Raw genomic sequence first — 24,013 nt, forward strand, 5'->3', positions numbered from 1 at the left:
GATAACTAACTGGTTACCTACACAGTGCACGAGCCTCCGTCTACATGTCAATAACCAGATAGTTACTTGCTAGCCTGGGGGTCATGGCACGTGATTCCAGCGCAACGAAGGCCCGTATCCTCGCGGCGGCCTTCGACGAGTTCGCCGCGTACGGTATCGCCGGCGCCCGGGTCGACCGCATCGCCGACACGGCCGGGGCGAACAAGCGGATGATCTACGTCTACTACGGCAACAAGGAGCAGCTGTTCGACCAGGTGATCCACCAGGCCGTCGAACAGGGCGCGGAATCCGTCCCGTTCGACGCCGAGGACCTGCCCCGCTACGCCGGCGCCATCTTCGACCACCTGACGGCCGACCCGCGGCTCATGCGGCTGCTGATGTGGAAGCGGCTGGAGCGCCCGGAGGCCACCGCCCTGGAGGCGCAGGCGTACGCGCGCAAGACCGCCTCGCTGGCCGCCGCCCAGCAGGGCGGCCACGTCGACCCTGCGCACGCCCCGGCCGACCTGCTCACCCTGGTCCTCGGCCTGGCCCAGGCCTGGTACACCACGGCGGGCGGCGAGGCGGGCGGCGTGGCCGAGGCGCACCGCGGTGCCCACCGCGCGGCGGTGGTGGACGCGGTGGCCCGGCTGGTCGAGGTCCGGGCCCCGCGGCCGCCGGCCGCCTGACGACCGGCCCCTCGGGGCGCGGTCACCCCTCTCCCGATCCACAACGGAGGTCTGGATGGACGTCACGCTCCGCACCGTGCAGGACGGAGACCTGGCGGTCTTCTACGCGCAGACGAACGAACCCGAGGCGGTCCGCATGGCGGCGTTCACCGCCCAGGACCCGGCGGACCGGGCCCGGTTCGACGCCCACTGGGCGCGGATCCGCCGCGATCCGGAGGTCGTCGCCCGCACCGTCGTCGGCGGGAGCGGGGAGGTCGTCGGCCACGTCGGGGTCTTCGGCCCGCCCGGGGAGCGCGAGGTCACGTTCTGGATCGGCCGCGCGTACTGGGGCCGCGGAGCGGCGACCGCCGCCCTGCGCGCCCTGCTCGCCGCCGTACCGGACCGCCCGCTCCACGCCCGCGCGGCCGCCGACAACGGCGGCTCCCTCCGGGTCCTGCACGCATGCGGGTTCGCGGTGTCCCGCACCGAGCGGGGCTTCGCGAACGCACGCGGCGAGGAGATCGACGAGCTGCTCCTCACCCTCCCCGCCTGAACCCCGCCGGGCAGCGGGCCCGGCGGGGCGTCGGGGCGTCGGGGCGTCGGGGCGTCAGGACGCGGGGACGGGCATGGCGAGGGTGGTGAGGTCGCCGCGGTCGGCGGAGCGGATCGTGACCGGCCCGTCGTGTCCCCTCAGGTCGAACATCACGTCGGGGCCGATCGCGCCGCCCACGGCCGGATGGAGCGTGGTCAGCTCGAACCGGATCCGCAGGGCCCCGCCCGTCGTGGTGGCCGGGAGGGGAGTGCCGGGGTGGCCGCCGTCCGCCGGGCGGACGTCCACCGTGCGGTCGGCGATGTGCAGGGCGACGCGGTCGCCGGGCAGTTCCTCCAGGGCGCGCAGCAGCGGCTCCTTCGAGACCGTCGCGCGGCCGGTGACCTCGCCCAGCGAGGCGAGCGCCGCCCGGTGGTCGGGGAACTTCCCGGCCAGCAGCCGGCAGTACCGGTCCTCCCGCCCCGCCGCCCGGATCCGGATCCCGTGCGCCGCCGCCTCCAGCCGCACCAGCGGGCTGCGGCGGATCGCGGGCACCGCCGCCCGCAGGTCGCCGCCGTCGACCGTGCCGGCCCACGGCCGCCCCGGTGTCCCGGCCGGGACCAGGGTGCGGGTGGAGAGCCGGTACCGGTCGGTCGCGGTGAGGGAGACCGCCTCCCCGTCCGCCTCGATGCGCAGCCCGGCGAGCACGGGCATCCCCGGGTCGCCGGCCGACGCGCTCAGGACCTGCTCGACCGCGTCGGCCAGTACGGGCCCCTTCAGCGCCGCGATCGGCACGCCGGGCGCGCCCCCGAGCGAGGCCTGGACGACGGCGGCCTTCCGTACGGCCGCCGCCGCCTCCCCGACGACCTTCGCCACGTGCGCGTCGAGCAGCCGGGAGGCCTCCCCGGGCCCGGCGGCGAGGACCGCCTCGACGGCGGGCAGGGGCATGGCGATCTCGCGGAGGCGCCGCAGCGCGGTGGCCCGCGCGACCTGGCCGGCGTCGTAGGACCGGTAGCCCGTCAGCGGGTCGACCTCGGCAGGGGGGAGCAGCCCGGAGTCCGCGTAGAAGCGCAGGGCGCTGGGGGTCAGGCCGCAGCGGCGGGCGAAGGCCCCGATGGGCATCAGTTCGGAATTCGGCACCCGTCCATCCTTGGCCTTCGACCCACCTGAAGGTCAACATCCCCCGGTGGTCCGCGGGAGCCGCCGCCCGGCGCGCTCAGCGGAACCGGTGGAGGTTCTCGGTCAGGAAGGACTCCAGGGTGCGCGGGGTGCGCCCGGTGAGCCGGCGGAAGGTGTCGTCCGGCTTCTCCTCCCGGGCCACCGCGAGCTGCTGGATCTCCACCACGTGGGTGGCCAGCCAGTCCGGCATCCCGCCCCGGCCGGCCAGATGGGCGTGGAGCTCGGCCGGGGCGAGGTCGACGTAGCGGACCGGTCGGCCGAGCATTCCGCCCAGCAGCGCGGTGAGCTCCGGGTGACTGTAGGCCCGCCCGCCCGTGAGCGGGTACGTGCCGCCCGTCGGGGCCGGGCGGGTGAGGAGCTCGGCCGCGGCGTCGCCGATGTCGCGGACGTCCACGTAGTTGCACCGCGCCCGGCCCGTCGCCCCGTGCACCACGCCGGCGGCGGCGATGCCGGGTGCCAGGAGCAGCAGCTTCTGCATGAAGGCGTACGGCCGCAGGACGCTCGTGGTGACCCCGCACGTCCGCAGCCGCTCCTCGACGAGGTGGTGGCCGCGGGAGACGGCGACGGGGGAGTCCGGTTCGGCGGCGGGCGCGGAGACCTTGACGATGTGCTGCACGCCGCAGGCGACCGCCGCCTCGACCGCGTTGAGCTCGTACCGGACCTGGTGGGGGCCGTTCGCCATGGTCAGGAGGAGCCGTTCCGCGCCGTGGAAGGCCGCCCGCAGGGACTCCGGATCGGCGGCGTCGGCCGCCGTGACCACGGTACGGGCGCGCGTGGGCCCGTCGAGCACGGAGGCCAGGCGGGCCGGGTCGCGGGTGAGGGCGCGGGTGGGCGCGCCGAGGGCGGCGAGGCTGCGCAGGGTCGCACCGCCGGTGGCGCCGCCGGCGCCCATGACGACGATCATGACGTCCGTCCTTCGGTCTGGGGGGTGGGGTCGATCAGGGGTGCCCGTGTGCCGGCCGGGCGGCCGCCGCGCAGGCGCCAGGTGGTGAGGGTGGCCGCGATGGCCGCGGAGACCGGCAGGTCGACCGGCAGCCGGGGTGGCCAGGGGCTGTCGGCGAGGCCCGGGACCTGTGGCAGCCAGTGGGCCGCGGCGAGGCCGGCGGCCAGCCCGAGCGCCGCGCCGGCCAGGCCGGCGAAGGCGGCGACGAGGGCGCGCGGGGTGCGGGCGGGCCGGGTGCGCAGGGGTGCGCGCCGCAGCCCGGCGCCGAGGGCGGCGGCCACCAGGGCGGAGGTGCCGCCGATGGTGGTGAACGCCGCCGCCGTCAGAGCCGGTTGGCCGGTGACGGCGCCGCCGGCGCCGGCCGTCACGGCGGGCATCGCGTAGGCGGCCAGTACCTCGCGCCACAGGGCGGGGAAGGGCGGGGGAGCGCCGGGGGGCTTCCTTTTCGTCATGGATCGTCCTCTCGGCCGGCTTCCTCAGCCCGGCATAGGTGATTAGGTAGCTAACTATTACGTCGAAAAGCAGGGCCGCCGCAGGGGCGGCCCGTCGAGCGGGGCCGGTCGGCTCCTGGTCAGGCCTCGGTCAGTGCGTCGATGCCCGCGACCACCCGCGCCAGCAGGTCCAGGAAGGTGGCGCGCTCGTCGGGCGTGAGGCCCCCGACGAGCGCCTCCATCCGGCGGAAGTGCTCGGGCGCCAGGTCGCGCAGCTTGTCGGCGCCGCGGGCGGTGAGGATCACCACGTTGCCGCGCCCGTCCTCGGTGGACGGCCGCCGGGCCACCAGTCCCTCCCGCTCCAGGCCGTCGACCAGCCCCGTCACGGTGGCGCGGGAGACCCCGAGGCTCGCGGCGAGTTGGGAGGGCGACTTCTCGCCGCCGTGGTCCTCCAGATCGGCCAGCAGCCGGTAGCGGCCCGTGGAGAGGCCGAACCGGCCGAAGTGCACCTCGCCCGCCTGCCCGATCCGGGCGCCGGCCGCCATCAGCCGTACCGCGACGAGCACCGCCTGCGGATCGGCCGCGAGGCCGTAGCGGGCGACCTGACGGCGCGCCTGATCGAGCGTGGGTGCGACCGGTCCGATCGCGGGGTTCTGGTTCACGGCAATAATATGGCGCCTAATCAGATCCGCGGTCAAGTGGCCCGGGACCCGCCCCGACTCGGGCATGCCCATGGCAGGATTGCCTGCGTGCCGGCAACCATCCCGCGTGAGCCCGTCCGCGCCTCCGTGTCGATTTCGGGGCGGTGCCTCTCCTACCTGGACTTCGGCGGCCCCGGCCCGGTCCTCTTCGCCCTGCACGGGCATTTCGGCGAGGCCCGGACGTTCGCGCGGCTGGCCCGCCGGCTGGCGCCGGACTGGCGGGTCGTGGCCCTCGACCAGCGCGGCCACGGGTACTCCGACCAGCCGTCGGACTTCTCCCGCAACGGCTACGTCGAGGACGCGGCGGCCGTACTGCGCCACCTGGGCCTCGGCCCGGTGGTCGTCCTCGGCCACTCCATGGGCGGCGTCAACGCCTACCAGCTCGCCTTCCGCCACCCCCGGCTGATCCGCGCCATGGTCATCGAGGACATCGGCGCGGACGTGGACGGGGACCTCTCGTTCTGCCTCGCGTGGCCCCACCGCGCCCCCACGCGGTCCGCCCTGCTGGAGGCCCTCGGGGCGTCGGCCGCCCACCTGGCGGACGCGGTCCGCGAGTACGGGGACGGATGGGGCCTCGCCTTCCGCCCCGACGCCATGGCGGCGTCCCAGCGCGAACTGAACGGCAGCCACTGGCTGGCCTGGCTCGGCAGCCGCTGCCCGGCCCTGCTGGTCCGCGGCAGCCGCAGCAGCGTCCTGCGGGCCGAGCACGCCCGGGCCATGGCGGACCGGCGCCCGGGCACACGGCTCGTCGAGCTCCCCGCCGGCCACACCGTCCACGAGACCGACCCCGAGGGGTTCGCCGCGGCCGTCCGCACCTTCCTCCGCGGCCTCGTACCGCCGCCCCGGCCGGCGCGGCAGCCGGATATCCCGTTGCCGCCGGCGACCCCGGCCGGATAGGAAGGGCGGCATGCTGAGAGGGCGCACCATCGGGCTCAGGGCCCGGCACGAGGACGACGTACCGGTCCTGCGGACCGAGCTCTACGACGACGTGGTCTACTCCTCGCGGGCCGAGTCCGGACCGTGGCGGCCGGTCGGACCCGGGACGCAGGACCCGCGGCTCGCCGTGGACGACAAGGAGCAGCGGAGCGTCCCGTTCTCCGTGGTGGAGCTGGACGGCGGCACGCTGGTCGGCACCGCGACCCTCTGGGGCATCGACACCCACAACCGGGTCGCGCACATCGGACTGGGGCTGCGCCCCGGATACCGCGGCAAGGGCTACGGCACCGACGTGGTCGCCGTGCTGTGCCACTACGGCTTCGTGGTCCGCGGCCTGCGGCGGCTCCAGATCGAGACGCTGGCGGACAACGCCGCGATGCTGCGCTCCGCCGAGCGCAACGGCTTCGTCCGCGAGGGCGTGCTCCGCTCCTCGGCCTGGGTGCTGGGCGAGGTCCTGGACGAGGTGCTGCTCGGGCTCCTCGCCCAGGACTGGGAGCGGGCCCGGCGGCCCTGAGGCCGCCGGGCGGGCTGCGGACGGCTCAGCGGAGGTCGAACCGGTCGAGGTTCATGACCTTGTCCCACGCGGCCACGAAGTCCCGCACGAACTTCCCGCGCGCGTCCTCGCAGGCGTAGACCTCCGACAGCGCCCGCAGCTGGGAGTGGGAGCCGAACACCAGGTCGACGGCGGTGGCCGTCCACTTGACCTGGCCCGTGGCCCGGTCCCGGCCCTCGAACTCGCCCTCGACCGCGGCGGACGCCTTCCACTCCGTCCCCATGTCGAGCAGGTTCACGAAGAAGTCGGGGGTCAGCGTCCCCGGACGGTCGGTCAGCACGCCGTGCCGGGACCGCCCGAAGTTGGCGTCCAGGGCGCGCATGCCGCCGAGGAGGACCGTCATCTCCGGCGCCGTCAGCGTCAGCAGACTGGCCCGGTCCAGGAGCAGGGTCTCCGCCGACGGCTTCTCGCCTCCCCTGAGGTAGTTGCGGAAGCCGTCCGCGCTCGGTTCCAGCACCGCGAACGACTCCGCGTCGGTCTGCTCCTGCGAGGCGTCCGTGCGCCCGGGGGCGAACGGGACGGTCACCTCGTGGCCGGCGTCCGCCGCGGCCCGTTCGACGGCCGCGCACCCGCCCAGGACGATCAGGTCGGCGAGCGAGACCCTCGTCCCGTCGGACCGCGAGGCGTCGAACTCCTGCCGGACCCGCTCCAGGGTCTCCAGCACCTCGGACAGTTCCGGGGTGTCGTTCACCTCCCAGCCCCGCTGCGGCGCGAGCCGGATCCGGGCGCCGTTGGCCCCGCCGCGCTTGTCGGTGCCGCGGAAGCTCGCCGCCGCCGCCCACGCGGTGGCGACCAGCTGGGGGACGGACAGGCCCGAGGCGAGGATCGTGCTCTTGAGCGCGGCCACGTCCTTCTCCGTCACCAGGGCGTGGTCGACCGCGGGGACCGGGTCCTGCCACAGCTGGGGCTCGGGGACCCACGGGCCGAGATAGCGGGTGACGGGGCCCATGTCGCGGTGCAGGAGCTTGTACCAGGCCCTGGCGAAGGCGTCGGCCAGCTCACCGGGGTTGTCCCGGAAGCGGCGCGCGATCGGCTCGTACACCGGATCCAGCCTCAGCGCGAGGTCGGTCGTCAGCATCATGGGTGCGTGGCGCTTCGACGGATCGTGGGCGTCGGGCACGGTGCCCTGGGCGGAGGGGTCCTTCGGCGTCCACTGCTGCGCGCCGGCCGGGCTCGTCGTCAGCTCCCACTCGTAGCGGAACAGGTTGTCCAGGTAGCCGTTGTCCCACTTCGTCGGCTCGGTGGTCCACGCGCCCTCGAGCCCGCTGGTGACGGTGTGCGCACCGCTGCCGGTGTCGTACGCGTTCCGCCAGCCGAGGCCCTGCTGTTCCAGGGGCGCGGCCTCCGGCTCCGGGCCGATGTACTCGGAGTCGACGGCGCCGTGGCACTTGCCGAACGTGTGACCGCCGATGATCAGCGCGGCCGTCTCCACGTCGTCCATCGCCATGCGCCCGAACGTCTCGCGGATGTCCCGGGCGGCGGCCACGGGGTCCGGATTTCCGTTGGGGCCTTCCGGATTGACGTAGATCAGGCCCATCTGGACGGCGCCGAAAGGACCGGTGAGTTCCCGGTCGCCGCGATAGCGCTCGTCTCCCAGCCAGGTGTCCTCCGGTCCCCAGAAGATCTCCCCGGGCTCCCAGACGTCCTCCCGTCCGAATCCGAATCCGAACGTCTTGAACCCCATGGATTCCAGCGCGCAGTTACCGGCGAAGACGAGCAGGTCCGCCCAGGAGATCTTCCGGCCGTACTTCTGCTTGACCGGCCACAGGATCCGCCGCGCCTTGTCGAGGCTCGCGTTGTCCGGCCAGCTGTTCAGAGGGGCGAACCGCTGCGTGCCCGCGCCGCCGCCACCGCGCCCGTCGGCGATCCGGTAGGTGCCCGCGGCGTGCCAGCTCATGCGGATGAACAGCGGCCCGTAGTGGCCGTAGTCGGCGGGCCACCACTCCTGTGACGTGGTCATCACCTCGAACACGTCCCGCTTCAGCGCGTCGACGTCGAGGGTGGCGAACTCCCGCGCGTAGTCGAAGTCCTCGCCCATCGGATCGGCCAGGGGCGAATTCTGGTGGAGAACCTGAAGGTCCAGCTGATTCGGCCACCAGTCCCGGTTCGTCCTGGGAGGAGCCGCTGCGGGGGCCGGGGAGGGGATTACCGGGTTCTCGCTTTCGCTACCGGACACGTCCGTCCTTCTTCCTGTCTCGGTTCGAGCCGTCTCGGCGTCCGTAATGGTCGCGCACCGGAGGCCCCAGAGCCACGAGAACACGCATGGCGACGCCGTGTACGACGGTCCGATTTTCCAAGCCGGCTCACGGGCACATTCCCGTCCGGCGCGGCCCGGGAGGCATTCCGCTTACCGTTCTCCGGGAAAAGGGGGACGCCGTTTCCTACACGCGGCGCCAGACGGCCACGGCCCAGGAGAACGCCCCGAACAGCAGCAGCCCCGTCGCGACGGCGACCAGCAGCCACGGGCCCGCGGGGGTCTGCGCGAACGAGCGGAGGGTGTCGTCGACGCCCTTGGCCTTCCGCGGGTCGTAGGAGACGGCGGCGTGGACGAGCCACGCGCCCGCCGCCGTGAACACGGCGCCGCGCGCGACGCCGCCCACCACGCCCAGCACGTCCACGCCCCGGCGGGCCGGCCGGGGAAGGCCCCCGGTGTCCATCTCCTCGCGGAAGGCGAACCGGGCCGCGTTCACGGCGATGACCACCCCGCCGACGGCGACGGCGAGGCCCGCCGACGCCACGAGCCACTGGCCGGCCGGGACGGCCAGCGCAGCGGCCGTCACGTCCCGAGACCGTTCGTCGCCGGAGCGCCCGGCGCCCCGGCCCGCGGCGAAGGACAGCGCGGAGAAGGCCGCCACCCCGTAGAAGCCGGCACGCGCGGCGGACACCGCGCGCCGGGCCGGCTCGCGCCCCTCGGGCCCGGCTGCCCCGTAGACGGCCTCCGAGAGCCGCCACGCCGCCATCGCCACCAGGCCCGCCCCGACGGCCCACACGAGCACCCGGCCGAACGGGTGGCCGGCGATCTCGGCCAGCGCCCCCGTGCGGTCGGCCGCCTTGCCGCCGCGCCCGAACGCGATCCGCAGGGCCAGCACGCCCACCAGCACGTACAGCACCCCGCGCGTGGCCAGCCCGCAGCGGGCGGCCGCGGCCACCGCCGCGTGCGTCCCGGACCCGCCGACGGACGGTGCTGCCATGATCCGCGCTCCCGTGAAGGCGTCCTCCCGTGAAGGTGTCGCGGAAGCCCCTGCCCGCTGCGCCGCCCGCCATGCACCGGGCGGCCGTACCGGTCGGCCGTTTCGCCCCCGGAAGCCCGGGTAACCGCGCCGTCACGGAGCACGGTCCACCGACGAGGAGGCGGCATTCATGGCAGGCATAGGCGGTTGCATCGCCCTGATCGTGGTGGGGGCGATCCTCACCTTCGCGAGCGACTGGAAGATGGACGGCGTCAACCTCGACGTGGCGGGCCTGATCATGATGGCCGCGGGGCTCCTGGGCCTGGCCGTCTACAGCAGCGTCCTGCGCCGCCGCCGCACGGCCGCCCTCCCGGTGGTCGACGAGACCCGCGACCGGATCTGAGCGGGGCGGGTCACTTGACGGGCACGGCGTCCTTCGGGGACGTGTGCCAGTTGGTGACGACCGGGTGGTCGACCGTGATGGTGCCGACCGGCAGCGAGACCGGGTCGGGGTCGCTGTTGCCGACGGCGACGATGATGCTCTCCAGCTCCTTGCCGCCGTTCGTCTTGGTGGTCTTCGGGTTCACCCCGGCGTAGGCGGCGGTGCTCCCGCTCAGCTGGATCTGCTGGGCCGCGGTGTGCTCGGCGGGACCGGCCTGGGTGCCGTCGGAGCCGAACGCCACGGTCGGCAGCGCGGCGGGCAGGTAGCAGGTGATCCCGGGCTTCGCCTTCGCGGTGATCAGGACGTATCCGCCGGCCTGGCTCTCGGACTTCGCGCTCCAGGCGATGTCGTTGGCGCCGCAGGTCTGCCCGACCGGCTTGCGCACCCCGTTGCCGGTGTCGGCGCCGGAGCCGTCCGTGCTCCCCTTGCCGCCCTGCTTGGCGCCGGACGCGGGCGCGCCGGACGGGGCGCCGGCCTTTCCGGACGGAGCGGCGGCGGAGGCGGCCGGCGCGGCGCCGGTGTCCGTGGCCGCAGCATCGGAGTCCTGGCACCCCGTCAACAGCACGGCGCCGCCGAGGAGGGCGGCGGAGACGAGGAAGGCCTTGCGGTGGTTGCCGGACGACATGGACGAGCCCCTTGGTGGTCTGTGGTCGAGGCCGAATCCGTTTCGGTTCCTCGGCGCTTACCCCACCACTGTGCGGGAGTTGGGCGCCGAAGGGCGCGCGGCGTCGTCGTTCCAGTACAACGCTGTCACCAATCGGTTACATGATCACGAAGAGTCGGCCGCAGCGGCCGTTGCGCCACCGGGGGCTCGCCCATTCGGCGGACGTACGCCGGGGCGCGGGGCGCCGCCGCCCGGACGGGATACGGATGTTCCCGGTACCCGCCCCCTCGTCCCCGGGAGACTCGATGACCTGCATCAACCGACGCGACCTCGCGCTGCTGGCCCTCCGCGCCGGAACCGGGGCCGTGCTCATGGCCCACGGCACGCAGAAGCTGTTCGGCTGGTTCGGCGGCGGTGGCCTGGACAGGACGGCGGCCGCGATGGAGCACATGGGGTTCACCCCGGGCCGGCGCAGCGCCCTGGCCGCCGGCCTCGGTGAGACGGGCGGCGGGGCCCTGCTGGTCCTGGGCCTGGCCACCCCGGCGGCCGGCGCCGCGGCGGCGGGTGCCATGGCCGGCGCGGTGTCCGTCCACGCCCCGGCCGGGTTCTTCGCCCAGGAGGGCGGATTCGAGTACCCCGCGTTCCTCGGCTTCACGGCGGCCGCCATCGGACTCGCGGGCGCGGGCCGCTACTCCCTGGACCACGCCACCGGCCACGCCTTCGACCAGCGGTGGATGCTCCTGCTGGCGTTCACCGCGAGTGCCGCCGGGGCGGCCGCGGTCGTCGCCAGAAGGGCCCGGGGCCTCCAGGACGCAGGCGGGGAGACGGCCTGAGCCGACGGTTCCGGCGGACTGGCGTGATCTTTGAGGCCGGAAACCGGCTGTCACGGTGCGCGCAGAGGCCGTAGGAATGTGCTGCCCTTTCCCGTTGGCCCATTTCGCCGCCAAGGAGCCCCTCATGACCCGTTTGCGCACCACCGCCATGGCCGTCGCCGGTGCCGCCGCGATGTTCGCCCTCACCGCCGCTCCCGCCCAGGCGGCCCCCGGCGACGTGACCACCACCTGTGCGAGCACCGCCACCCCGGCGGGCTACGTCGACGTCAGCTGGGGCTACAGCAACACCTGTGGCGGCCAGAACTTCGCCCCGAACATCAAGCAGATCAAGCAGCTCACCGGCCTGCCCATAGGCACCGTCGTCCAGGCCTGCGGGTCCGCCTACTACCCCGCGGGCTGGGTCCAGACCAGCTCGTACTACTCGAGCTCCTGCGTCTCCTTCCCGAACTCCGGCTTCAACAACAACGCCTGGACCCTCAAGCGCGTCTCCTGACCCGGTCGGCGAGCGCGGCCCCGGCCCGTCCCGCGACCCGCACCGCACCGCGCGGGACGGGCGGACGGGCCCGGTACCTGCCCGGTACCTGCGCGCACCTCTGGGTAGCGCGACCCGGCGGGTGTGAGTACGAGGGCTCAGGCGGCCCGGGGACGGCGTCGGCGAGGCTGGGGGAGCCGCCGCAGCCGCCGTCACGAACGGGGAAGAACGCCATGCTCAGCCGTCTCGCCCACCTCCTGGTCCCCGTCCTGGGGCGGGTCCGCGTCACCACCGCGCCCGACGTCCGGGTCCCGCCCGGCAGCGTCATCGTCGCCAACCTCACCTCCCTCGCCGATCCCGCCGTGGTCCTCGCAGCCCTGCGCCGCTGCGGTGTCGAACCCGTCGTCATGGCGGCCGCCGGCCTGTGGCGCACCCCGGTCCTCGGACGCCTGCTCGTCCGCGAGGGCCACATCCCCGTGCACCGGGGGCACCGGCGGGCCGCCGAGGCCCTCGACCACGCCGCGTCGGCACTGGCGGCGGGCCGCTCGGTGCTCCTGTACGCCGAAGGCGGCATCCCCTCCCGCCGCGACGCCGCCGAGGCCGCGCCCCTGGCCTTCCGCAGCGGGCTCGCCCGGCTCGTCGCGCGCACCGGCGCACCCGTCGTCCCCGTGGGCCAGGCCGGGGCGCGGCGGGTCACCTCCGGGAGCGCCGTCAAACAGCTGGCCGGCCTGGCCACCGCCCCGCTGCGGCGCCCTCGGCTGCACGTCCACGTCGGACGCCCGCTGGAACTGACCGGCGACGCCGACGCCCGCACCCGCCAGGCGCACGCCGCCGTCACCGACGCCTGGCGCACCGCGGCCGCGCGGCTGCGCGAGCCGGCCGGCTACGCAGCGTGACAGGGGCGGGATCGCGCCAATTCCCGAGATCGCGCCGTACGCGGCGGCGCGATCGGTAGCGTCCCGGTACGGAAGAACGCAAGACCCGTGCCGTGCCCGGCACATGAGACCGATGGAGGACCAGCCATGGCGAATGTGGAAGTCTCGCTGAAGGAAGCGATGACCTCGATCGAGGGGGCCCTGGGAGTGGCGCTGGTGGACTACGCCAGCGGGATGGCCCTGGGCACGCTCGGCGGCGGCAAGGACCTGGACCTGATGGTGGCGGCCGCCGGCAACACCGACGTCATCCGTGCCAAGCTGCGGACGATGGAGATGCTCGGCATCCAGGACGAGATCGAGGACCTGCTGATCACCCTCGGCGGCCAGTACCACCTGATCCGGATCCGGCGCGGCCGCGCCGGCGGCGGTCTCTTCCTCTACCTGGTCCTGGACCGGGGCAAGTCGAACCTGGCGATGGCCCGCCACCAGCTCAGCCGCATCGAAGCCGATCTGGAGGTCTGAGCACGGCGTCCGTCGGGCCCACGCATGCCCATGAGTTGAAGAAGTCTTCAACTCGGAACATGTGAAACCGGTCAACATCGGTTCCGCGTGGGCCGGCAGGACGCGACGATGGGTGAGGTGGTGGTCCCGGTTCGAGCCGGAGCCGGTTCGAGGAAGAACAGGAGTGTCGTGCGCATGCAGGTCCCGCTGTACCAGGCCAAGGCCGAGTTCTTCCGGATGCTCGGCCACCCGGTCCGCATCCGGGTGCTGGAGCTCCTCCAGGACGGCCCGATGCCCGTACGGCACCTGCTGGCCGAGATCGACGTGGAAGCCTCCAACCTCTCGCAGCAGCTCGGCGTCCTGCGCCGCTCGGGCATCGTCGTCTCCACCCGTGAGGGATCGACCGTCACCTACGCCCTCGCCGGCGGCGACGTCGCCGAACTCCTGCGCGCCGCGCGCCGGATCCTCACGGAGATGCTGGTCGGCCGCAACGCCCTGATCGCCGAGCTCAACGAGCCCGAGCCCGACCCGGCCCGCGCGTAGGGGCCGCCCGCCGGCGCCGGGCGGCGGACCGGGCGGCGGCAGCCAGGAGCCCGCCGCCCCGGGGGCCGGCCGGGGAGGGGCGACGGGTGGTGCTGCGGGCCAGATGGAGCTGCCCCGGCTGCGGATCGGCCGGGGGGCTGGTGGCATCGGTGGGATGAAGGATCCCTTCGCCTGCGAGGAGCCGTCCCTGCTCGCCCGCACGGGTACCGCGGACCGGGCCGCGGCCCGCCGGGCCGTCGCCGCCCGGGCCGCCGACAGCGAGGACCTGAGGACGCTGCTCGACATACTCGGTCTGTGCCCGGCCGACGATCCGCCGCCCGAGCGCGCCCGTCCCCGCTGAGCAGGCCCGCCGCCCGGCGGCACCGGGAGAACCGGGAGGGCCCGCGCGCGGTGTTCCGCGCGCGGGCCCTCCCGGCCGGCGCCGCCGGGACGCCGCGGCGGGCCGGGCCCGCCTTCACGCGGCGGAGGCTCCCGGCCGGCCCCGGCACGGGGTCACTCGGTGTGCGTGGAGACGCTCACCCCGCTGAAGTCCTGCGCGGCGGCGAGGCTGAAGTAGACCCAGCCGGAGGGCGGGTTGTCGACCGTCAGGCTCTCGCCGTTGCCGGCGTTGGCGGACTTCGCCCGGTAGCTGCCGGTGGTGGCCCAGCTGCCGCCGCCGTAGTACAGGTCGGCGTTGCCGGTGCCGCCGCTGCTGGTGATGGTCAGCCGCTTGACGCCGGCCGGCAGGTACACGAAGTGGTAGCTGTAGTTGCCCGCGGAGGCCGCGAGGCCGTCCCGGCGGCAGTCGCCGTCGAACTGGCGGGGGTCGGCGAGGGTGCAGAGCGGGGTGGACGGGGCGTCCGGCAGCGGGCCGCAGCCGTCGGTCGCGCAGGTGGTCGTCAGCCAGGCGGCGAAGCCGGCGTCGTAGCCGGTGCCGATGGTCTGCTTCAGGAAGGCGCGGGCGCCGTTCCAGTCGCCGGCGCGGTACTTGCCGAGCACGGTCTCGACGTCGGAGCGGTGCGCCTGGAGCATGTAGCGGACCGCGAGGAAGCCCCAGCGGTAGACCCGGTCGGAGTTGACCGAGGGGTCCGCGTCCTGGTTGTAGACGGTGTCGAACAGCTCGCTGAGCCGGTAGGTGTTCTTGCCGGCCGCGGCGATGGCGTCGGCGTTGCGCTCGCCCCGGTAGCCGTAGGAGATGTTCTCGGCGATGCCCTCGACCCACCAGATGGTCGGCGTGGTCAGGCTCGCGTCGAAGTCGCCCGCCATGTCGTAGCGGCCGTCGAGGTAGTGGGTGTACTCGTGGTTGAGGTTCCAGATCTGGAACTGCGGGCGCAGCCAGCTGGCCTCGTGGGCGATGAAGCGGGCCTGGTTGCCGGGTGCGGCCGGGTTGCCCTCCTCGTACATGCCGCCGTTGTCGACGTCGATGTCGTAGACGGCCCAGGCGTACAGCGCGTACTGGGTGTAGTCGTCGAAGACGACGACCTCGAGGTCGGTGTTCAGGTCGCCGGGTATCGCGCCCTTGTCGCCGATGACCCGGTGGAAGTAGGCGTCCTGGTTGACCAGGCTGGTACACGTGCCGGCCAGCTGGTCGGGGGACATGTCCTGGGCGCGGATCTTCAGGCCGGGGGTACAGGTGTGCTGGATCGGCAGGACCGACGGGAGCACCCGTGCGCCCAGGTCGCAGATGGCGTACGCCGCGCAGTTGTTGCGGTCGTACTGGCGCGTGTACCAGCCCAGGTTCATGGTGATCGGGGCCGTGGGGCCGACGTTCGGGTAGCGGTTGATCAGGTCCTTCAGCAGCGGCCGGAGCCGGTCCTTGAGCTCGGGTATGTCGAGCGCGTGGCCGAGGTGCCGGCCGACGTTGCTGACGACGTCCAGGCGGTTGAGCTGGGCGCCGTTGCGCGTGATGAAGCCGGCCCAGGTGTCGAGGATGGAGGGGTCGGCCTTGAGCGCGGCCCGCCAGCCGCGGCCGTCGTCCTTGGCCTTGAAGCCGTTGTCCACGACCCACTCGACGTGCTGCATGGCGAGGTCCATCTGGCCGGGCCAGGTGCCGTCGTAGCTCCCGAGCAGCCACTTGACGACTCCGGCGTAGCGGCCGGCCGCGTGCGTGCTGTCGATGAGCGTGACGACCTCGTTGAGGATCTCGCCGTTGGCGTCGGTGACGTCCCTGCTGTGCGGGGAGGCGAAGAAGGCGTCCAGCGCGCCGAGCGCCGCGCCGTCCAGCGCCGTGCCGTAGTCGCCGACGACGTCGGCGTGGTTGTCCTGCACGTAGTAGCCGGCGCGCAGGAACAGCACCAGCTGTCCGACGGCGGCCCTGTTGTCGCCCGCGTAGCCGGCGGAGGCGTCGCGCAGGGCGTTGGCGACGGTCACCATCTGGGCTTCGCGGAAGGTCTTGCGGGCGTCCTCGCCGGTGAGGCCGAACAGCGGGTAGGTGCAGGTGATCCGGGGGAGGGCCGTGAGCTTCTGCACCAGCGCGCCGCCCGTGGCGTTGATGACGCCGGAGAGGTCGGAGCAGTCGTCGGCGGCGGCGGTGGCCGAGGACTGCCGGCCGTCCTTCGCGGCCTGGGCCGGCTTGACGGCGGGGGCGGGAGCCGGGCGGGACTCCTCGGTGCCGTCCTGCGAGGAGATCCGCAGGCGCGAACCGTTCTTCATCGCGTCGGGGGACCTGGGCACCGGGATGGACCTCGGCGCCGGGGCCGCGCCGCCCCGCGCGTGGGCGACGGCCGGGGACGTGGCGCCGGCGGAGGCGGCCTGGCTCGGCGGTGAGAACAGGCCGAGCGCGAGGAAGACGGCTGCGCCGAGTGCGGGAAGCCGGCGCGCGCCGGTCTTCGATATCCGGAAGGGATGCATCTGTGGGGGCCTCCGGGGCCGTGGTGCCGCGTGTTCAGGACACGGCTGTTGACATGTGACATGTAAAATTGCACATGTCGCATCGCTCCGGAAGACTTCTGGCCGGATTGGCTCGGTCACCGCGACGGAGAGGTTGCCGACTCCAGGCCCCGGAAAGGGCCTGGAGGGAGGCTCGCATCCGGGGCTTCAGCGGGTCCGTAGCGGGTCGAGGAGACCCGCGGGAAGGTATTCCGCGAGGGCCGCCGGATCCGCGGCCCAGTGCGGCGGCCGCCGCAGGGGCCGGCGCGGCAGCGACGCGGTCTGGTCACCGCCGAGCCGCCGGGCCACGTCCTGGCGCAGCTTCGGCAGCATCGCGTAGAGCATGTCGCCGGGGCAGGAGGTGCTGTTGAAGTCCCGGTGCCCGTAGATCTCCGAGGCGGGCACCCCGTACTGGCGGCAGACGTGGGCGCACAGCTCGGCGAGGGCGGAGAACTGCGCCGCGGGGGGCTCCTCCGTCATGTAGGTGCCCTCGTTCTCGATGCCGATGGCCACGCTGTTCTGCCCCACGCAGTGCGCGCCCCGCACCATTCGGTCCCCGGCGCCCAGCGAGGCCAGGCTGTCGTGGCGGCCCTCCAGGAGGAAGGCGCCCCGGCTGACGGTGAAGTGCTGGCCGGTGTCGATCCAGCCCTGCATGTCCATGTGGTACGTCTGGATCGCCCGGGCCAGCGCGTGGGCCCGCTGCTGCGAGTAGTCGGTCACGTTGGCCGTGGCCGTGTGGTGCACGATGATCCGCTCGGGGCGATCGCCGAGGACCACGACCGGCTCGGACGCCTCGCGCGCACCCCAGCCGTCGCAGTCGGTGATCCGGGGCACCGCAGCGCCGCCCCGACGCCCGGACCCCCCTGCGGCGGCGCCGGCCGCGGAGGCGGCGGCGGAGGGCAGGAGGCCGGCGGACCCGAGCGTCAGCGCGGCGAGGACCAGGCTGCGGCGGGAGAGCCGGGCGGACGGGTCGGAGGTCATGGAGCCGCCTGTTCCGGTGGGGGACGGGCCCTCCATGCAAGGGGACGGGACCGGCCGCGGCGCGCAGGCGCTCCGCGGGACGGCCCCCCGGACCCCATTCGGGGGACGGCGGGCCCGCCGTACGGCGCGCGCCGGTCCGGCGCGGGGGCTGCGGCCGGGCGGCAGGGACCGTCAGCGCCGACGGCCCGCCCGGGAGTCTCCGGGCGGGCCGTCGCGGCAGGGGGCGGGTCAGTTGTTCTGCGAGGCGTCCGCTTCCGCCTGCGAGGCCGCGCTCTCGGCGGCGTCCAGCTTCGCCTGCATGTCCGCGGCCTGGCCGTCGGCGCCCGCCGACTGCTCCGCCTTCGGGTGGGCGGCCGCGCCGCCCCCGCAGCCGGTCAGCAGCAGGACGGCCCCGGCGGCGAGTGCGGCGAGCGCGGCCGCGCCGCGGCCGGACCTCACTTGGAGCCCTGCGCGGTGCACCAGGTGGACACGGCCTTCAGGTCCGCCTGCCGCTTCTGCAGGGTCGGCACCAGGCCCTTGCGGAACGTCAGGCGGTCGTTGAGGTACGTCTGGACCTCGGTGTGACCGGCGTTCTTGGCCTCCGTGACGCGCTGCTCCAGGCGGGCGATCGAGCCCCCGACGGTGGCGTCGCCGTTCAGCCGGGTGAGGGCGGTGTTGATCCGGGCCTCGGTCTTCGGCAGGCGCTTGCAGATCGACTTCGCGCCGTCGCCCTTCGGCGCGGACTTCGCGGATGCGGCGGGGCTCGGCGAGGTGCTGTCGGCCTGGGCGGGCCCGGCGGACAGCAGCGCACCGGCCAGGGCGACGGCGCCGAGCGCGGCGGCGGTCCTACGGTTCGCGAGCATGGTGGAATCCCCTTCGGTGCGACGGACCGGCGCGTGGGCGCGCCGGCCGGACAGGACGCTAGGGAGCGTTTTTGTGGATTCCTTGTGACCTCCGGACCGGCCGCACCGCACGCCTCCGGACCGGCCGCCCGGCACCCGTCCGGACCGGCCGGGCGGGCACCCGGCACCCCGGTCCGCCCTCAGTCGCCCCGGGAGATCCAGTCGCGCCGTGCGGGCAGCCGCAGCGTCGGCTCGTCGTCCGCGGCCAGGGGGAGCCGCACCTCGAAGCGCGCGCCGGCGCCGCCGGGTACCTCACCCAGGGAGACCGTGCCGCGGTGCAGCGCGGCCTGCTGGGCCACCAGGGTGAGCCCCAGGCCGGAGCCCGGGCTGCCGGGCCGGTGGTGGAACCGCTGGAAGACCGCCTCGCGCTCGGCGGGCGGCACCCCGGGCCCCTCGTCGTCCACCGTCAGCACCGCGCAGCCGCCCTCCGCGCGCAGCCGGACGGTGACCCGGGGCGGCAAGCCGGGCCGGTGGCCGTGGACCACCGCGTTGCGCAGCAGGTTGTCGAGCATGATCTTCAGGCCGGAGTCCCAGCCGAACACCCGCAGCTCCGCCGGCAGCTCCACGTCCGGCTCCAGCCCCTGCCCGCCGTGCCGCCGGGCCGCCTCCCCGGCGGCGGCGTCCACCAGCTCGCACAGGTCGAGCGGGGCGAAGGCGGAGACCTCCACCAGATCGCCGAGCGCGAGCATCCGCAGCGCCCCCAGCAGTTCGAGCAGCCGGGCGTGGTCGCTGCGCAGGTCGCGCACCACCTCGGCCCGTTCGCCGGGGGAGAGGTCGGGGTGGGCGGCGAGCACGTCCAGGTCCGTCTGCATGCTCATCAGCGGGGTGCGCAGCTCGTGCGAGGCGGCGGAGGAGAAGGACCGGGCGGTCTCCAGCGCCTGCGCGGTCCGCGCCGCCTGCTCGTCGTAGCGGGTCAGGAGCTGCCCGATGGCGGCCGACAGTTCGTCGACCTCGGCGATGTTCGCCGGCGGGCCGGCGAAGGCCGCGGCCCCGGCCGCCGGGTCCAGCGCGGCGGCCCGCCCGCTCAGCCGGCGTACGGAGGCGGTGGCCCGGCCGGCCAGCCCGTACGCCAGGAGCCCGGACACCGGGGCGGCCAGCAGGGCCACGAGCAGCACCCGCCGGCGTACGGCGGCGACCTGCGGGTCGGTGGACGAGGCCGGGGTGAAGATCCAGAGGTTCCCGGGCGCGGTGCCGGTCACGGGCACGCTCAGCACCCGCCAGGCGTGGCCCTTGGCGCGGACCGTGAGCGGGCCGTCCGGGGTCCGGTCGGGCAGCCGCACCGCCGCGTCGGGCTGCGGACCGCCCTCCAGGACGGTCGTCCCGTCCGCGCCGCGCACCCGGATGCCCGCGTCGAGGACGTCGCCGAGCACCTTGCGGTGCTGGTTCTGCTCCGCCTTCGGCCGGCCGTTGCGGTCGGCGGCCAGCAGGGCCCGGGCGTCGGGCAGTACGGCCTCGGCCCGGTCGTGCAGCCGCGCGTCCTGCTGCTGGCGCAGGTCGCGGCTGACCAGCCCGAGCACGAGCAGGCCCGCGGCCAGCACCAGCAGCGGCATGACCACGGTGACCGAGAGCGCGATCCGGGTGGCGAGCTTCACGACCCGCTCCCCCCGGCCGGCTCCCGCAGCACGAACCCGACCCCGCGCACCGTGTGGATCAGCCGGGGCCGTCCGCCCTCCTCCAGCTTGCGGCGCAGGTAGCTGACGAAGGTGTCGACCGCGTCGGTGCGCACCTCGAAGTCGTAGCCCCACACCCGGTCCAGCAGCTGGTCGCGGGTCAGGACGATGCCCGCGTTGCGCACCAGGGCGGCCAGCAGCTCGAACTCCCGCCGGGTGAGGTGGACCTCGGCCCCGCCGTGGCGCACCTGGCGGGTCGCCTGGTCCATCTCCAGCGGCCCGGCGCGCAGCACGTCCCGCCCTCCGCGCGCCGGGCTGCGCCGCAGCAGGGCGTGCAGGCGCAGCACCAGCTCCTCCAGGGCGAAGGGCTTGACGAGGTAGTCGTCGGCGCCGGCCTGGAGCCCGGCGACCCGGTCGGCCAGCTCGTCCAGGGCCGACAGCATCAGGACGGGGGTCTCGTCCCCGCGTCCGCGCAGGGTCCGGCACACCTCCGTACCGGTCAGCCCCGGCATGGACACGTCCAGGACGAGCACGTCGGGGGTCCGCGCGTCCACGGCCGCGAGGGCGGCCGGCCCGTCCTCGGCCAGGACGACGGCGAACCCGCTCAGCCGCAGCCCGCGCTCCAGCGACCGCCGGATGGCGGCGTCGTCGTCCGCCACGAGCACCACTGCCGTGTCCACGTTGCCTCCCGCACCCGCCCTGCCCGAACCGGGCCCGACCCTCTCACAGGCGTCCGCGGCGACCGGAGGCGGGCCCCGTCCCCGGCCCGCGGAGCGGTGCGTACCGGCGGAAAGCGCGCTCGCGCCCACGGCCGGGCGCCCGGAGCGGCACAGTGGGGGCATGGTCCACGTACTGGGCAGCAGGATCCTGCTGAGCCCCACCGATCCCGAGCGCTCCCGCGCCTTCTACGGAGGCACCCTCGGCCTCGCCGTCCACCGGGAGTTCGGCACCGGCCCCGAGCGCGGCACGGTCTACTTCCTCGGCGGCGGGTTCCTGGAGCTGTCGGGCCGCGCCGACGCGCCACCCGCGCCCGGGCTGCGGCTGTGGCTCCAGGTGGAGGACGTCGAGGCGGCGCACCGGGAGCTCGGCGAGCGGGGCGCCGAGGTGCTGCGGCCGCCGCTGCGGGAACCCTGGGGGCTGATCGAGATGTGGATCGCGGACCCCGACGGCGTACGGATCGCCGTCGTCGAGGTGCCCGGGGACCACCCGCTGCGCTTCCGCCCCTGAGCGGGCCGCGGCGGCCACGGGGAGACCGCCGGGAGACGCCCGGGGCGGCCCGCGGCGCCCCGTCCGGCCCCGGGGGAGGGCAGCCGGACGGGTCCGTCAGAGCGCGCTGTGCCCACGTCGCGCGGATATCCTGAAAAGTGTGATCGAGTCAGGACGGCCGCGGCCGCACCGGCGCCCCGGCCGGGGGTGGCTCGTGCGGCTGTCGCCGGTCGTGCTGACCGTCGTGATCGCCAGCCTGGCCTACGCCACTCCGCCGGAGATGGCCTTCAGCCGCCTGCTGCCCGCGGCGCCGGCCCTGGCCGCCGCCATGTGGCCGGTCCTGCCCACCGTCCTGCTCGGCACGGTCTGCCTCCTGCTGATGATCGGCCTCAGCCTCGTCTTCCCCGACCTGGGGACGTGGTGGACGGCCGCCGGGATCATCGCGGTCACCGTGGCCGCCGCCTACGGGAGCCATCTGCGGCTCCAGCGGGAACGCACCCTCTTCCAGGTGCGGCTCGTCGCCGAAGCGGCGCAGCAGGTCGTGCTGAGCCCCCTGCCGCGCCGCCTGGGCGACGTCGAGATCGAGTCGCTCTACCTCGCGGCCGCGGCGGAGGCCCGCATCGGCGGGGACTTCTACGAGGTGGTCGACACGCCGTACGGGGTCCGGCTGCTCATCGGCGACGTGCGGGGCAAGGGCCTGCCGGCCGTGGGGGCGGCCGCGGCGATCGTGAACGCCTTCCGGGAGGCGGCCTACGACGAGGCCGACATGGTCGACGTCGCCCGCAGGCTGGACGCCAGCAGCACCCGCTACAACGCCGCCTTTCCGCCCGACGGGCCGATGGAGCGGTTCGCCACCGCCCTGCTCGCCCAGATCCCGCACGGGGGAGGCCGGATCGACATCCTCAACTGCGGGCACCCGCCGCCCCTGCTCCTGAACCGCGACGGACTGCGCGTCCTGGAGTCCGCCACCCCCTCGCCCCTGCTCAGCCTCGCCGAGCTGATCGGCGGTCACTACTACGTCGACGGCTTCGACTTCGCCCCCGGCGACCTGCTGCTCCTCTACACCGACGGGATCGCCGAGACGCGGGCCCGCGACGGCGAGTTCTTCCCGCTGACGGCCTGGATGAGCCGGCAGCCCCCCACACCGCCCCGCGACCTGCTCACGGCCCTGCACCGCGACCTCCTGCGCCACAGCAGGGGCAGCCTCGACGACGACATCGCCGCCCTCGCCGTCCGCCTGCGCGAATCCTGAGGCACCGTCGGACGCCGGCCGGACCGGTGCCGCTCTCCGGCAGGTCCGGGCCGTGTCCCGGGGATCAGGCCGGGCCCGACCCCCAGGACACGGCCTGGCGGACCGGGTCCGTGCTCCCGGCCTCCGCACGGCGGGGGACCGCGTCCGCGTCGGGGCCCAGGCCCGCGAGCAGGCGCAGCCCGTCCTCGGCGGGGCTGCCGGGGGCGGCGGACAGCACCAGCAGCTCCATGCCCGGGGCCTCGGGCAGCGCGAAGTTCTCCTGGTGCAGCTCCAGCGGGCCGACCAGCGGGTGCCGGTACGCCTTGCGCCCGTGCGTGCGGGCGCGGACGTCCGCACGGGCCCAGAGGCGGCGGAAGCGCTCGCTGCCCATCGCCAGCTCCCCGACGAGCGAGGCCAGGCGGGGGTCCTCGGGGTAGCGGCCGGCGGCCAGGCGCAGGTGGCCGACCACGTCGAGGGTGCAGGTCTCCCACTCGGCGTAGAGACCGTGCTCGCCCTCCTCCAGGAAGAGGTGCCGGGCGATGTTCAGGCCCGGCAGCGGCCGGCCGAACAGGAGCCCGGCGAGCCGGTTCCCGGCGAGCACGTCCAGCCGGTGGTCCATGACCAGCGCGGGTGCGCCGGCCACCAGGTCGAGCACGCGCAGCACTTCCGGCCGGACCCGGCCGCCCGGCGTCCTCGGGCGGCGCCGGGTCCGGCGGGCCAGCCGGTGGAGGTGCCCGCGCTCGGTCTCGTCGAGGACGAGGACGCGGGCCAGGGCGTCGAGGACCTGCTCGGAGGGCTGGGTCGCACGGCCCTGCTCCAGGCGCACGTAGTAGTCGACGCTGACCCCGGACAGGTGCGCGACCTCCTCGCGGCGCAGCCCCTCGACCCGGCGCCGGCTGTCGGCGGGAATGCCGGCCGCCGCCGGGTCGACCCGGGCGCGCCGGGTCCGCAGGAAGCCCGCGAGATCGTCCATGCGCCCAGTATGGCCGCCGCGCCGCGAACGAGGGTGGCCCTGCCAGTACCAGGAAGTCCCGTCCTACGGAAGGGGCGTCCCTGAACGCCGGGCGCCGCGGCCCCCAGGATCGGAGGCAACCGATCCGAAGGAGTTCCCGTGAAGACGCTGATCGTCCATGCCCACCCGGAGCCGAAGTCGCTCAACAGCGCGCTGAAGGACCTCGCGGTGTCCACGTTGGAGAACGCGGGGCACGAGGTACGGGTGAGCGATCTGTACGCCATGGGCTGGAAGGCCGCCGTGGACGCCGCCGACTACGGCCCCCACGCCTCCAGCCCGCTGAAGGTGCCCCTCGACTCGGGGCGGGCCTTCGAGGCCGGGGCGCTCACCCCCGACGTCCTCGCCGAGCAGGAGAAACTGCTCTGGGCCGACACGGTCGTCTTCCAGTTCCCCCTGTGGTGGTACTCGATGCCCGCGATCCTCAAGGGCTGGGTGGACCGGGTGTTCACCTACCGCTTCGCCTACGGGGTCGGCGAGCACAGCGGGACGAAGTACGGCGAGCGCTTCGGCGAGGGCACCCTCGCGGGCCGCAGGGCCCTGCTGTCGGTGACCGTCGGCGGCCCGCGGTCGCACTACTGCGCCCGCGGCATCAACGGCCCCATCGACGACCTGCTGTTCCCCATCCAGCACGGGATCCTCTACTACCCGGGCATCGAGGTGCTGCCGCCGTTCGTGCTGTACGGCACGGACCGGGTGACCGACGAGGACTACCCGGCCATCGCCAGGGCCTGGGAGGAGCGCCTGCTCACCCTGGAGTCGACCGAGCCGATCGCGTTCCGGCGGCAGAACTCCGGCGACTACGAGATCCCCTCCCTGCACCTGAAGGAGGGTCTGGAGCCCGCCGGCCGCTCGGGATTCGGGCTGCACGTGCGCGGCTGACCCCGGACCC

At 74.6% G+C, this 24,013-nt stretch carries 28 protein-coding genes; 14 read left to right on the forward strand and 14 right to left on the reverse strand.

The window, feature by feature from the left end; all coding sequences use genetic code 11:
• The first annotated feature begins 83 nt into the window (after positions 1 to 83).
• Together ACIRBY_RS02790 and ACIRBY_RS02795 are read left to right on the forward strand one after the other, a co-directional pair.
• Entirely contained in the window at positions 84 to 665 is a 582-nt protein-coding gene (locus ACIRBY_RS02790; protein ID WP_403895035.1) for a TetR family transcriptional regulator, read from the forward strand.
• A gap of 55 nt (positions 666 to 720) precedes the next feature.
• Positions 721 to 1,197, forward strand: a complete 477-nt coding sequence (locus ACIRBY_RS02795) for a GNAT family N-acetyltransferase (protein WP_403895037.1) — start codon at positions 721 to 723, stop codon at positions 1,195 to 1,197.
• A 54-nt stretch (positions 1,198 to 1,251) separates the two neighbouring features.
• Here ACIRBY_RS02795 and ACIRBY_RS02800 read toward each other — a convergent pair whose 3' ends face one another.
• The 4 genes from ACIRBY_RS02800 to ACIRBY_RS02815 all read right to left on the reverse strand — a co-directional run bounded on the left by ACIRBY_RS02800 (position 1,252) and on the right by ACIRBY_RS02815 (position 4,412).
• Positions 1,252 to 2,295: a MerR family transcriptional regulator gene (locus ACIRBY_RS02800; RefSeq protein ID WP_403895277.1), complete on the reverse strand. Its 1,044-nt coding sequence runs from the start codon at positions 2,293 to 2,295 to the stop codon at positions 1,252 to 1,254.
• A 94-nt stretch (positions 2,296 to 2,389) separates the two neighbouring features.
• Positions 2,390 to 3,256 carry an NmrA family NAD(P)-binding protein gene (locus ACIRBY_RS02805; RefSeq protein WP_403895040.1) on the reverse strand — a complete coding sequence of 289 codons (867 nt, stop codon included), beginning with the start codon at positions 3,254 to 3,256 and terminating at the stop codon, positions 2,390 to 2,392.
• Entirely contained in the window at positions 3,253 to 3,747 is a 495-nt protein-coding gene (locus ACIRBY_RS02810) for a hypothetical protein (RefSeq protein WP_403895042.1), read from the reverse strand. The genes ACIRBY_RS02805 and ACIRBY_RS02810 overlap by 4 nt, the downstream gene beginning before the upstream one ends.
• A 119-nt stretch (positions 3,748 to 3,866) precedes the next feature.
• Entirely contained in the window at positions 3,867 to 4,412 is a 546-nt protein-coding gene (locus ACIRBY_RS02815) for a MarR family winged helix-turn-helix transcriptional regulator (protein WP_403895280.1), read from the reverse strand.
• Positions 4,413 to 4,475: 63 nt separating this feature from the next.
• Between ACIRBY_RS02815 and ACIRBY_RS02820 the strand changes: the two genes are divergently transcribed.
• Both ACIRBY_RS02820 and ACIRBY_RS02825 read left to right on the forward strand, forming a co-directional pair.
• Complete coding sequence (locus tag ACIRBY_RS02820) at positions 4,476 to 5,324, forward strand: alpha/beta fold hydrolase (protein ID WP_403895044.1); 849 nt, start codon at positions 4,476 to 4,478, stop codon at positions 5,322 to 5,324.
• A 10-nt stretch (positions 5,325 to 5,334) separates the two neighbouring features.
• Complete coding sequence (locus ACIRBY_RS02825; protein WP_403895047.1) at positions 5,335 to 5,877, forward strand: GNAT family N-acetyltransferase; 543 nt, start codon at positions 5,335 to 5,337, stop codon at positions 5,875 to 5,877.
• 25 nt (positions 5,878 to 5,902) lie between these two features.
• Here ACIRBY_RS02825 and katG read toward each other — a convergent pair whose 3' ends face one another.
• Together katG and ACIRBY_RS02835 are read right to left on the reverse strand one after the other, a co-directional pair.
• On the reverse strand, positions 5,903 to 8,092 hold the full coding sequence (gene katG / locus ACIRBY_RS02830) for a catalase/peroxidase HPI (protein WP_403895049.1): 2,190 nt from the start codon (positions 8,090 to 8,092) through the stop codon (positions 5,903 to 5,905).
• 205 nt (positions 8,093 to 8,297) lie between these two features.
• The gene (locus tag ACIRBY_RS02835) at positions 8,298 to 9,107 is read right to left on the reverse strand and encodes a DUF1206 domain-containing protein (protein ID WP_403895052.1); all 810 of its coding nucleotides are present in this window, start codon (positions 9,105 to 9,107) and stop codon (positions 8,298 to 8,300) included.
• 169 nt (positions 9,108 to 9,276) lie between these two features.
• On the opposite strand from ACIRBY_RS02835, the gene ACIRBY_RS02840 reads away from it, so the two are divergent.
• A complete protein-coding gene (locus tag ACIRBY_RS02840) occupies positions 9,277 to 9,489 on the forward strand; it encodes a hypothetical protein (RefSeq protein ID WP_403895055.1) in 213 nt (70 codons plus the stop codon).
• 10 nt (positions 9,490 to 9,499) lie between these two features.
• Here the strand turns inward: ACIRBY_RS02840 and ACIRBY_RS02845 are convergent, their stop codons facing one another.
• Complete coding sequence (locus ACIRBY_RS02845; protein WP_403895058.1) at positions 9,500 to 10,153, reverse strand: DUF4232 domain-containing protein; 654 nt, start codon at positions 10,151 to 10,153, stop codon at positions 9,500 to 9,502.
• Positions 10,154 to 10,437: 284 nt separating this feature from the next.
• On the opposite strand from ACIRBY_RS02845, the gene ACIRBY_RS02850 reads away from it, so the two are divergent.
• From ACIRBY_RS02850 to ACIRBY_RS02875, 6 genes are all read left to right on the forward strand, one after another.
• Complete coding sequence (locus ACIRBY_RS02850; protein ID WP_403895060.1) at positions 10,438 to 10,965, forward strand: DoxX family protein; 528 nt, start codon at positions 10,438 to 10,440, stop codon at positions 10,963 to 10,965.
• Positions 10,966 to 11,089: 124 nt separating this feature from the next.
• Positions 11,090 to 11,458 (forward strand): hypothetical protein, encoded by a 369-nt coding sequence (locus ACIRBY_RS02855; protein ID WP_403895063.1) that lies wholly within the window; start codon positions 11,090 to 11,092, stop codon positions 11,456 to 11,458.
• A gap of 212 nt (positions 11,459 to 11,670) precedes the next feature.
• The gene (locus tag ACIRBY_RS02860; RefSeq protein ID WP_403895066.1) at positions 11,671 to 12,333 is read left to right on the forward strand and encodes a lysophospholipid acyltransferase family protein; all 663 of its coding nucleotides are present in this window, start codon (positions 11,671 to 11,673) and stop codon (positions 12,331 to 12,333) included.
• 126 nt (positions 12,334 to 12,459) lie between these two features.
• Complete coding sequence (locus tag ACIRBY_RS02865; RefSeq protein ID WP_403895069.1) at positions 12,460 to 12,834, forward strand: hypothetical protein; 375 nt, start codon at positions 12,460 to 12,462, stop codon at positions 12,832 to 12,834.
• A gap of 174 nt (positions 12,835 to 13,008) precedes the next feature.
• Positions 13,009 to 13,356 (forward strand): ArsR/SmtB family transcription factor, encoded by a 348-nt coding sequence (locus ACIRBY_RS02870; RefSeq protein ID WP_403895071.1) that lies wholly within the window; start codon positions 13,009 to 13,011, stop codon positions 13,354 to 13,356.
• Between the two features lie 154 nt (positions 13,357 to 13,510).
• Positions 13,511 to 13,696: a hypothetical protein gene (locus ACIRBY_RS02875; RefSeq protein WP_403895074.1), complete on the forward strand. Its 186-nt coding sequence runs from the start codon at positions 13,511 to 13,513 to the stop codon at positions 13,694 to 13,696.
• A 152-nt stretch (positions 13,697 to 13,848) separates the two neighbouring features.
• On the opposite strand, the gene ACIRBY_RS02880 is transcribed toward ACIRBY_RS02875, so the two are convergent.
• The 6 genes from ACIRBY_RS02880 to ACIRBY_RS02905 all read right to left on the reverse strand — a co-directional run bounded on the left by ACIRBY_RS02880 (position 13,849) and on the right by ACIRBY_RS02905 (position 20,355).
• Positions 13,849 to 16,185, reverse strand: coding sequence for a collagenase (locus ACIRBY_RS02880; RefSeq protein ID WP_403895077.1), 2,337 nt, complete (start codon positions 16,183 to 16,185; stop codon positions 13,849 to 13,851).
• A gap of 186 nt (positions 16,186 to 16,371) precedes the next feature.
• Positions 16,372 to 17,184, reverse strand: coding sequence for a peptidoglycan recognition family protein (locus ACIRBY_RS02885; protein WP_403895080.1), 813 nt, complete (start codon positions 17,182 to 17,184; stop codon positions 16,372 to 16,374).
• Positions 17,185 to 17,412: 228 nt separating this feature from the next.
• Positions 17,413 to 17,622 (reverse strand): hypothetical protein, encoded by a 210-nt coding sequence (locus tag ACIRBY_RS02890; protein WP_403895082.1) that lies wholly within the window; start codon positions 17,620 to 17,622, stop codon positions 17,413 to 17,415.
• Positions 17,619 to 18,026, reverse strand: coding sequence for a hypothetical protein (locus ACIRBY_RS02895; RefSeq protein ID WP_403895085.1), 408 nt, complete (start codon positions 18,024 to 18,026; stop codon positions 17,619 to 17,621). The genes ACIRBY_RS02890 and ACIRBY_RS02895 overlap by 4 nt, the downstream gene beginning before the upstream one ends.
• 179 nt (positions 18,027 to 18,205) lie before the next feature.
• On the reverse strand, positions 18,206 to 19,657 hold the full coding sequence (locus ACIRBY_RS02900; RefSeq protein ID WP_403895088.1) for a sensor histidine kinase: 1,452 nt from the start codon (positions 19,655 to 19,657) through the stop codon (positions 18,206 to 18,208).
• Positions 19,654 to 20,355 carry a response regulator transcription factor gene (locus ACIRBY_RS02905; protein WP_403895091.1) on the reverse strand — a complete coding sequence of 234 codons (702 nt, stop codon included), beginning with the start codon at positions 20,353 to 20,355 and terminating at the stop codon, positions 19,654 to 19,656. The genes ACIRBY_RS02900 and ACIRBY_RS02905 overlap by 4 nt, the downstream gene beginning before the upstream one ends.
• A gap of 160 nt (positions 20,356 to 20,515) precedes the next feature.
• Here ACIRBY_RS02905 and ACIRBY_RS02910 point away from each other — a divergent pair, with 160 nt between their 5' ends.
• Positions 20,516 to 20,902, forward strand: a complete 387-nt coding sequence (locus ACIRBY_RS02910; RefSeq protein WP_366456199.1) for a VOC family protein — start codon at positions 20,516 to 20,518, stop codon at positions 20,900 to 20,902.
• Positions 20,903 to 21,041: 139 nt separating this feature from the next.
• Positions 21,042 to 22,133, forward strand: coding sequence for a PP2C family protein-serine/threonine phosphatase (locus ACIRBY_RS02915; protein ID WP_403895094.1), 1,092 nt, complete (start codon positions 21,042 to 21,044; stop codon positions 22,131 to 22,133).
• 64 nt (positions 22,134 to 22,197) lie between these two features.
• Here the strand turns inward: ACIRBY_RS02915 and ACIRBY_RS02920 are convergent, their stop codons facing one another.
• Positions 22,198 to 23,085, reverse strand: coding sequence for a helix-turn-helix transcriptional regulator (locus tag ACIRBY_RS02920; RefSeq protein ID WP_403895097.1), 888 nt, complete (start codon positions 23,083 to 23,085; stop codon positions 22,198 to 22,200).
• 138 nt (positions 23,086 to 23,223) lie between these two features.
• Here ACIRBY_RS02920 and ACIRBY_RS02925 point away from each other — a divergent pair, with 138 nt between their 5' ends.
• Positions 23,224 to 24,003, forward strand: a complete 780-nt coding sequence (locus ACIRBY_RS02925) for an NAD(P)H-dependent oxidoreductase (RefSeq protein ID WP_403895100.1) — start codon at positions 23,224 to 23,226, stop codon at positions 24,001 to 24,003.
• Positions 24,004 to 24,013: the final 10 nt, after the last annotated feature.

The organism is Streptomyces sp. NPDC096136 (assembly GCF_044763325.1).
In the GTDB taxonomy this organism is placed as follows: Bacteria; Actinomycetota; Actinomycetes; order Streptomycetales; family Streptomycetaceae; genus Streptomyces.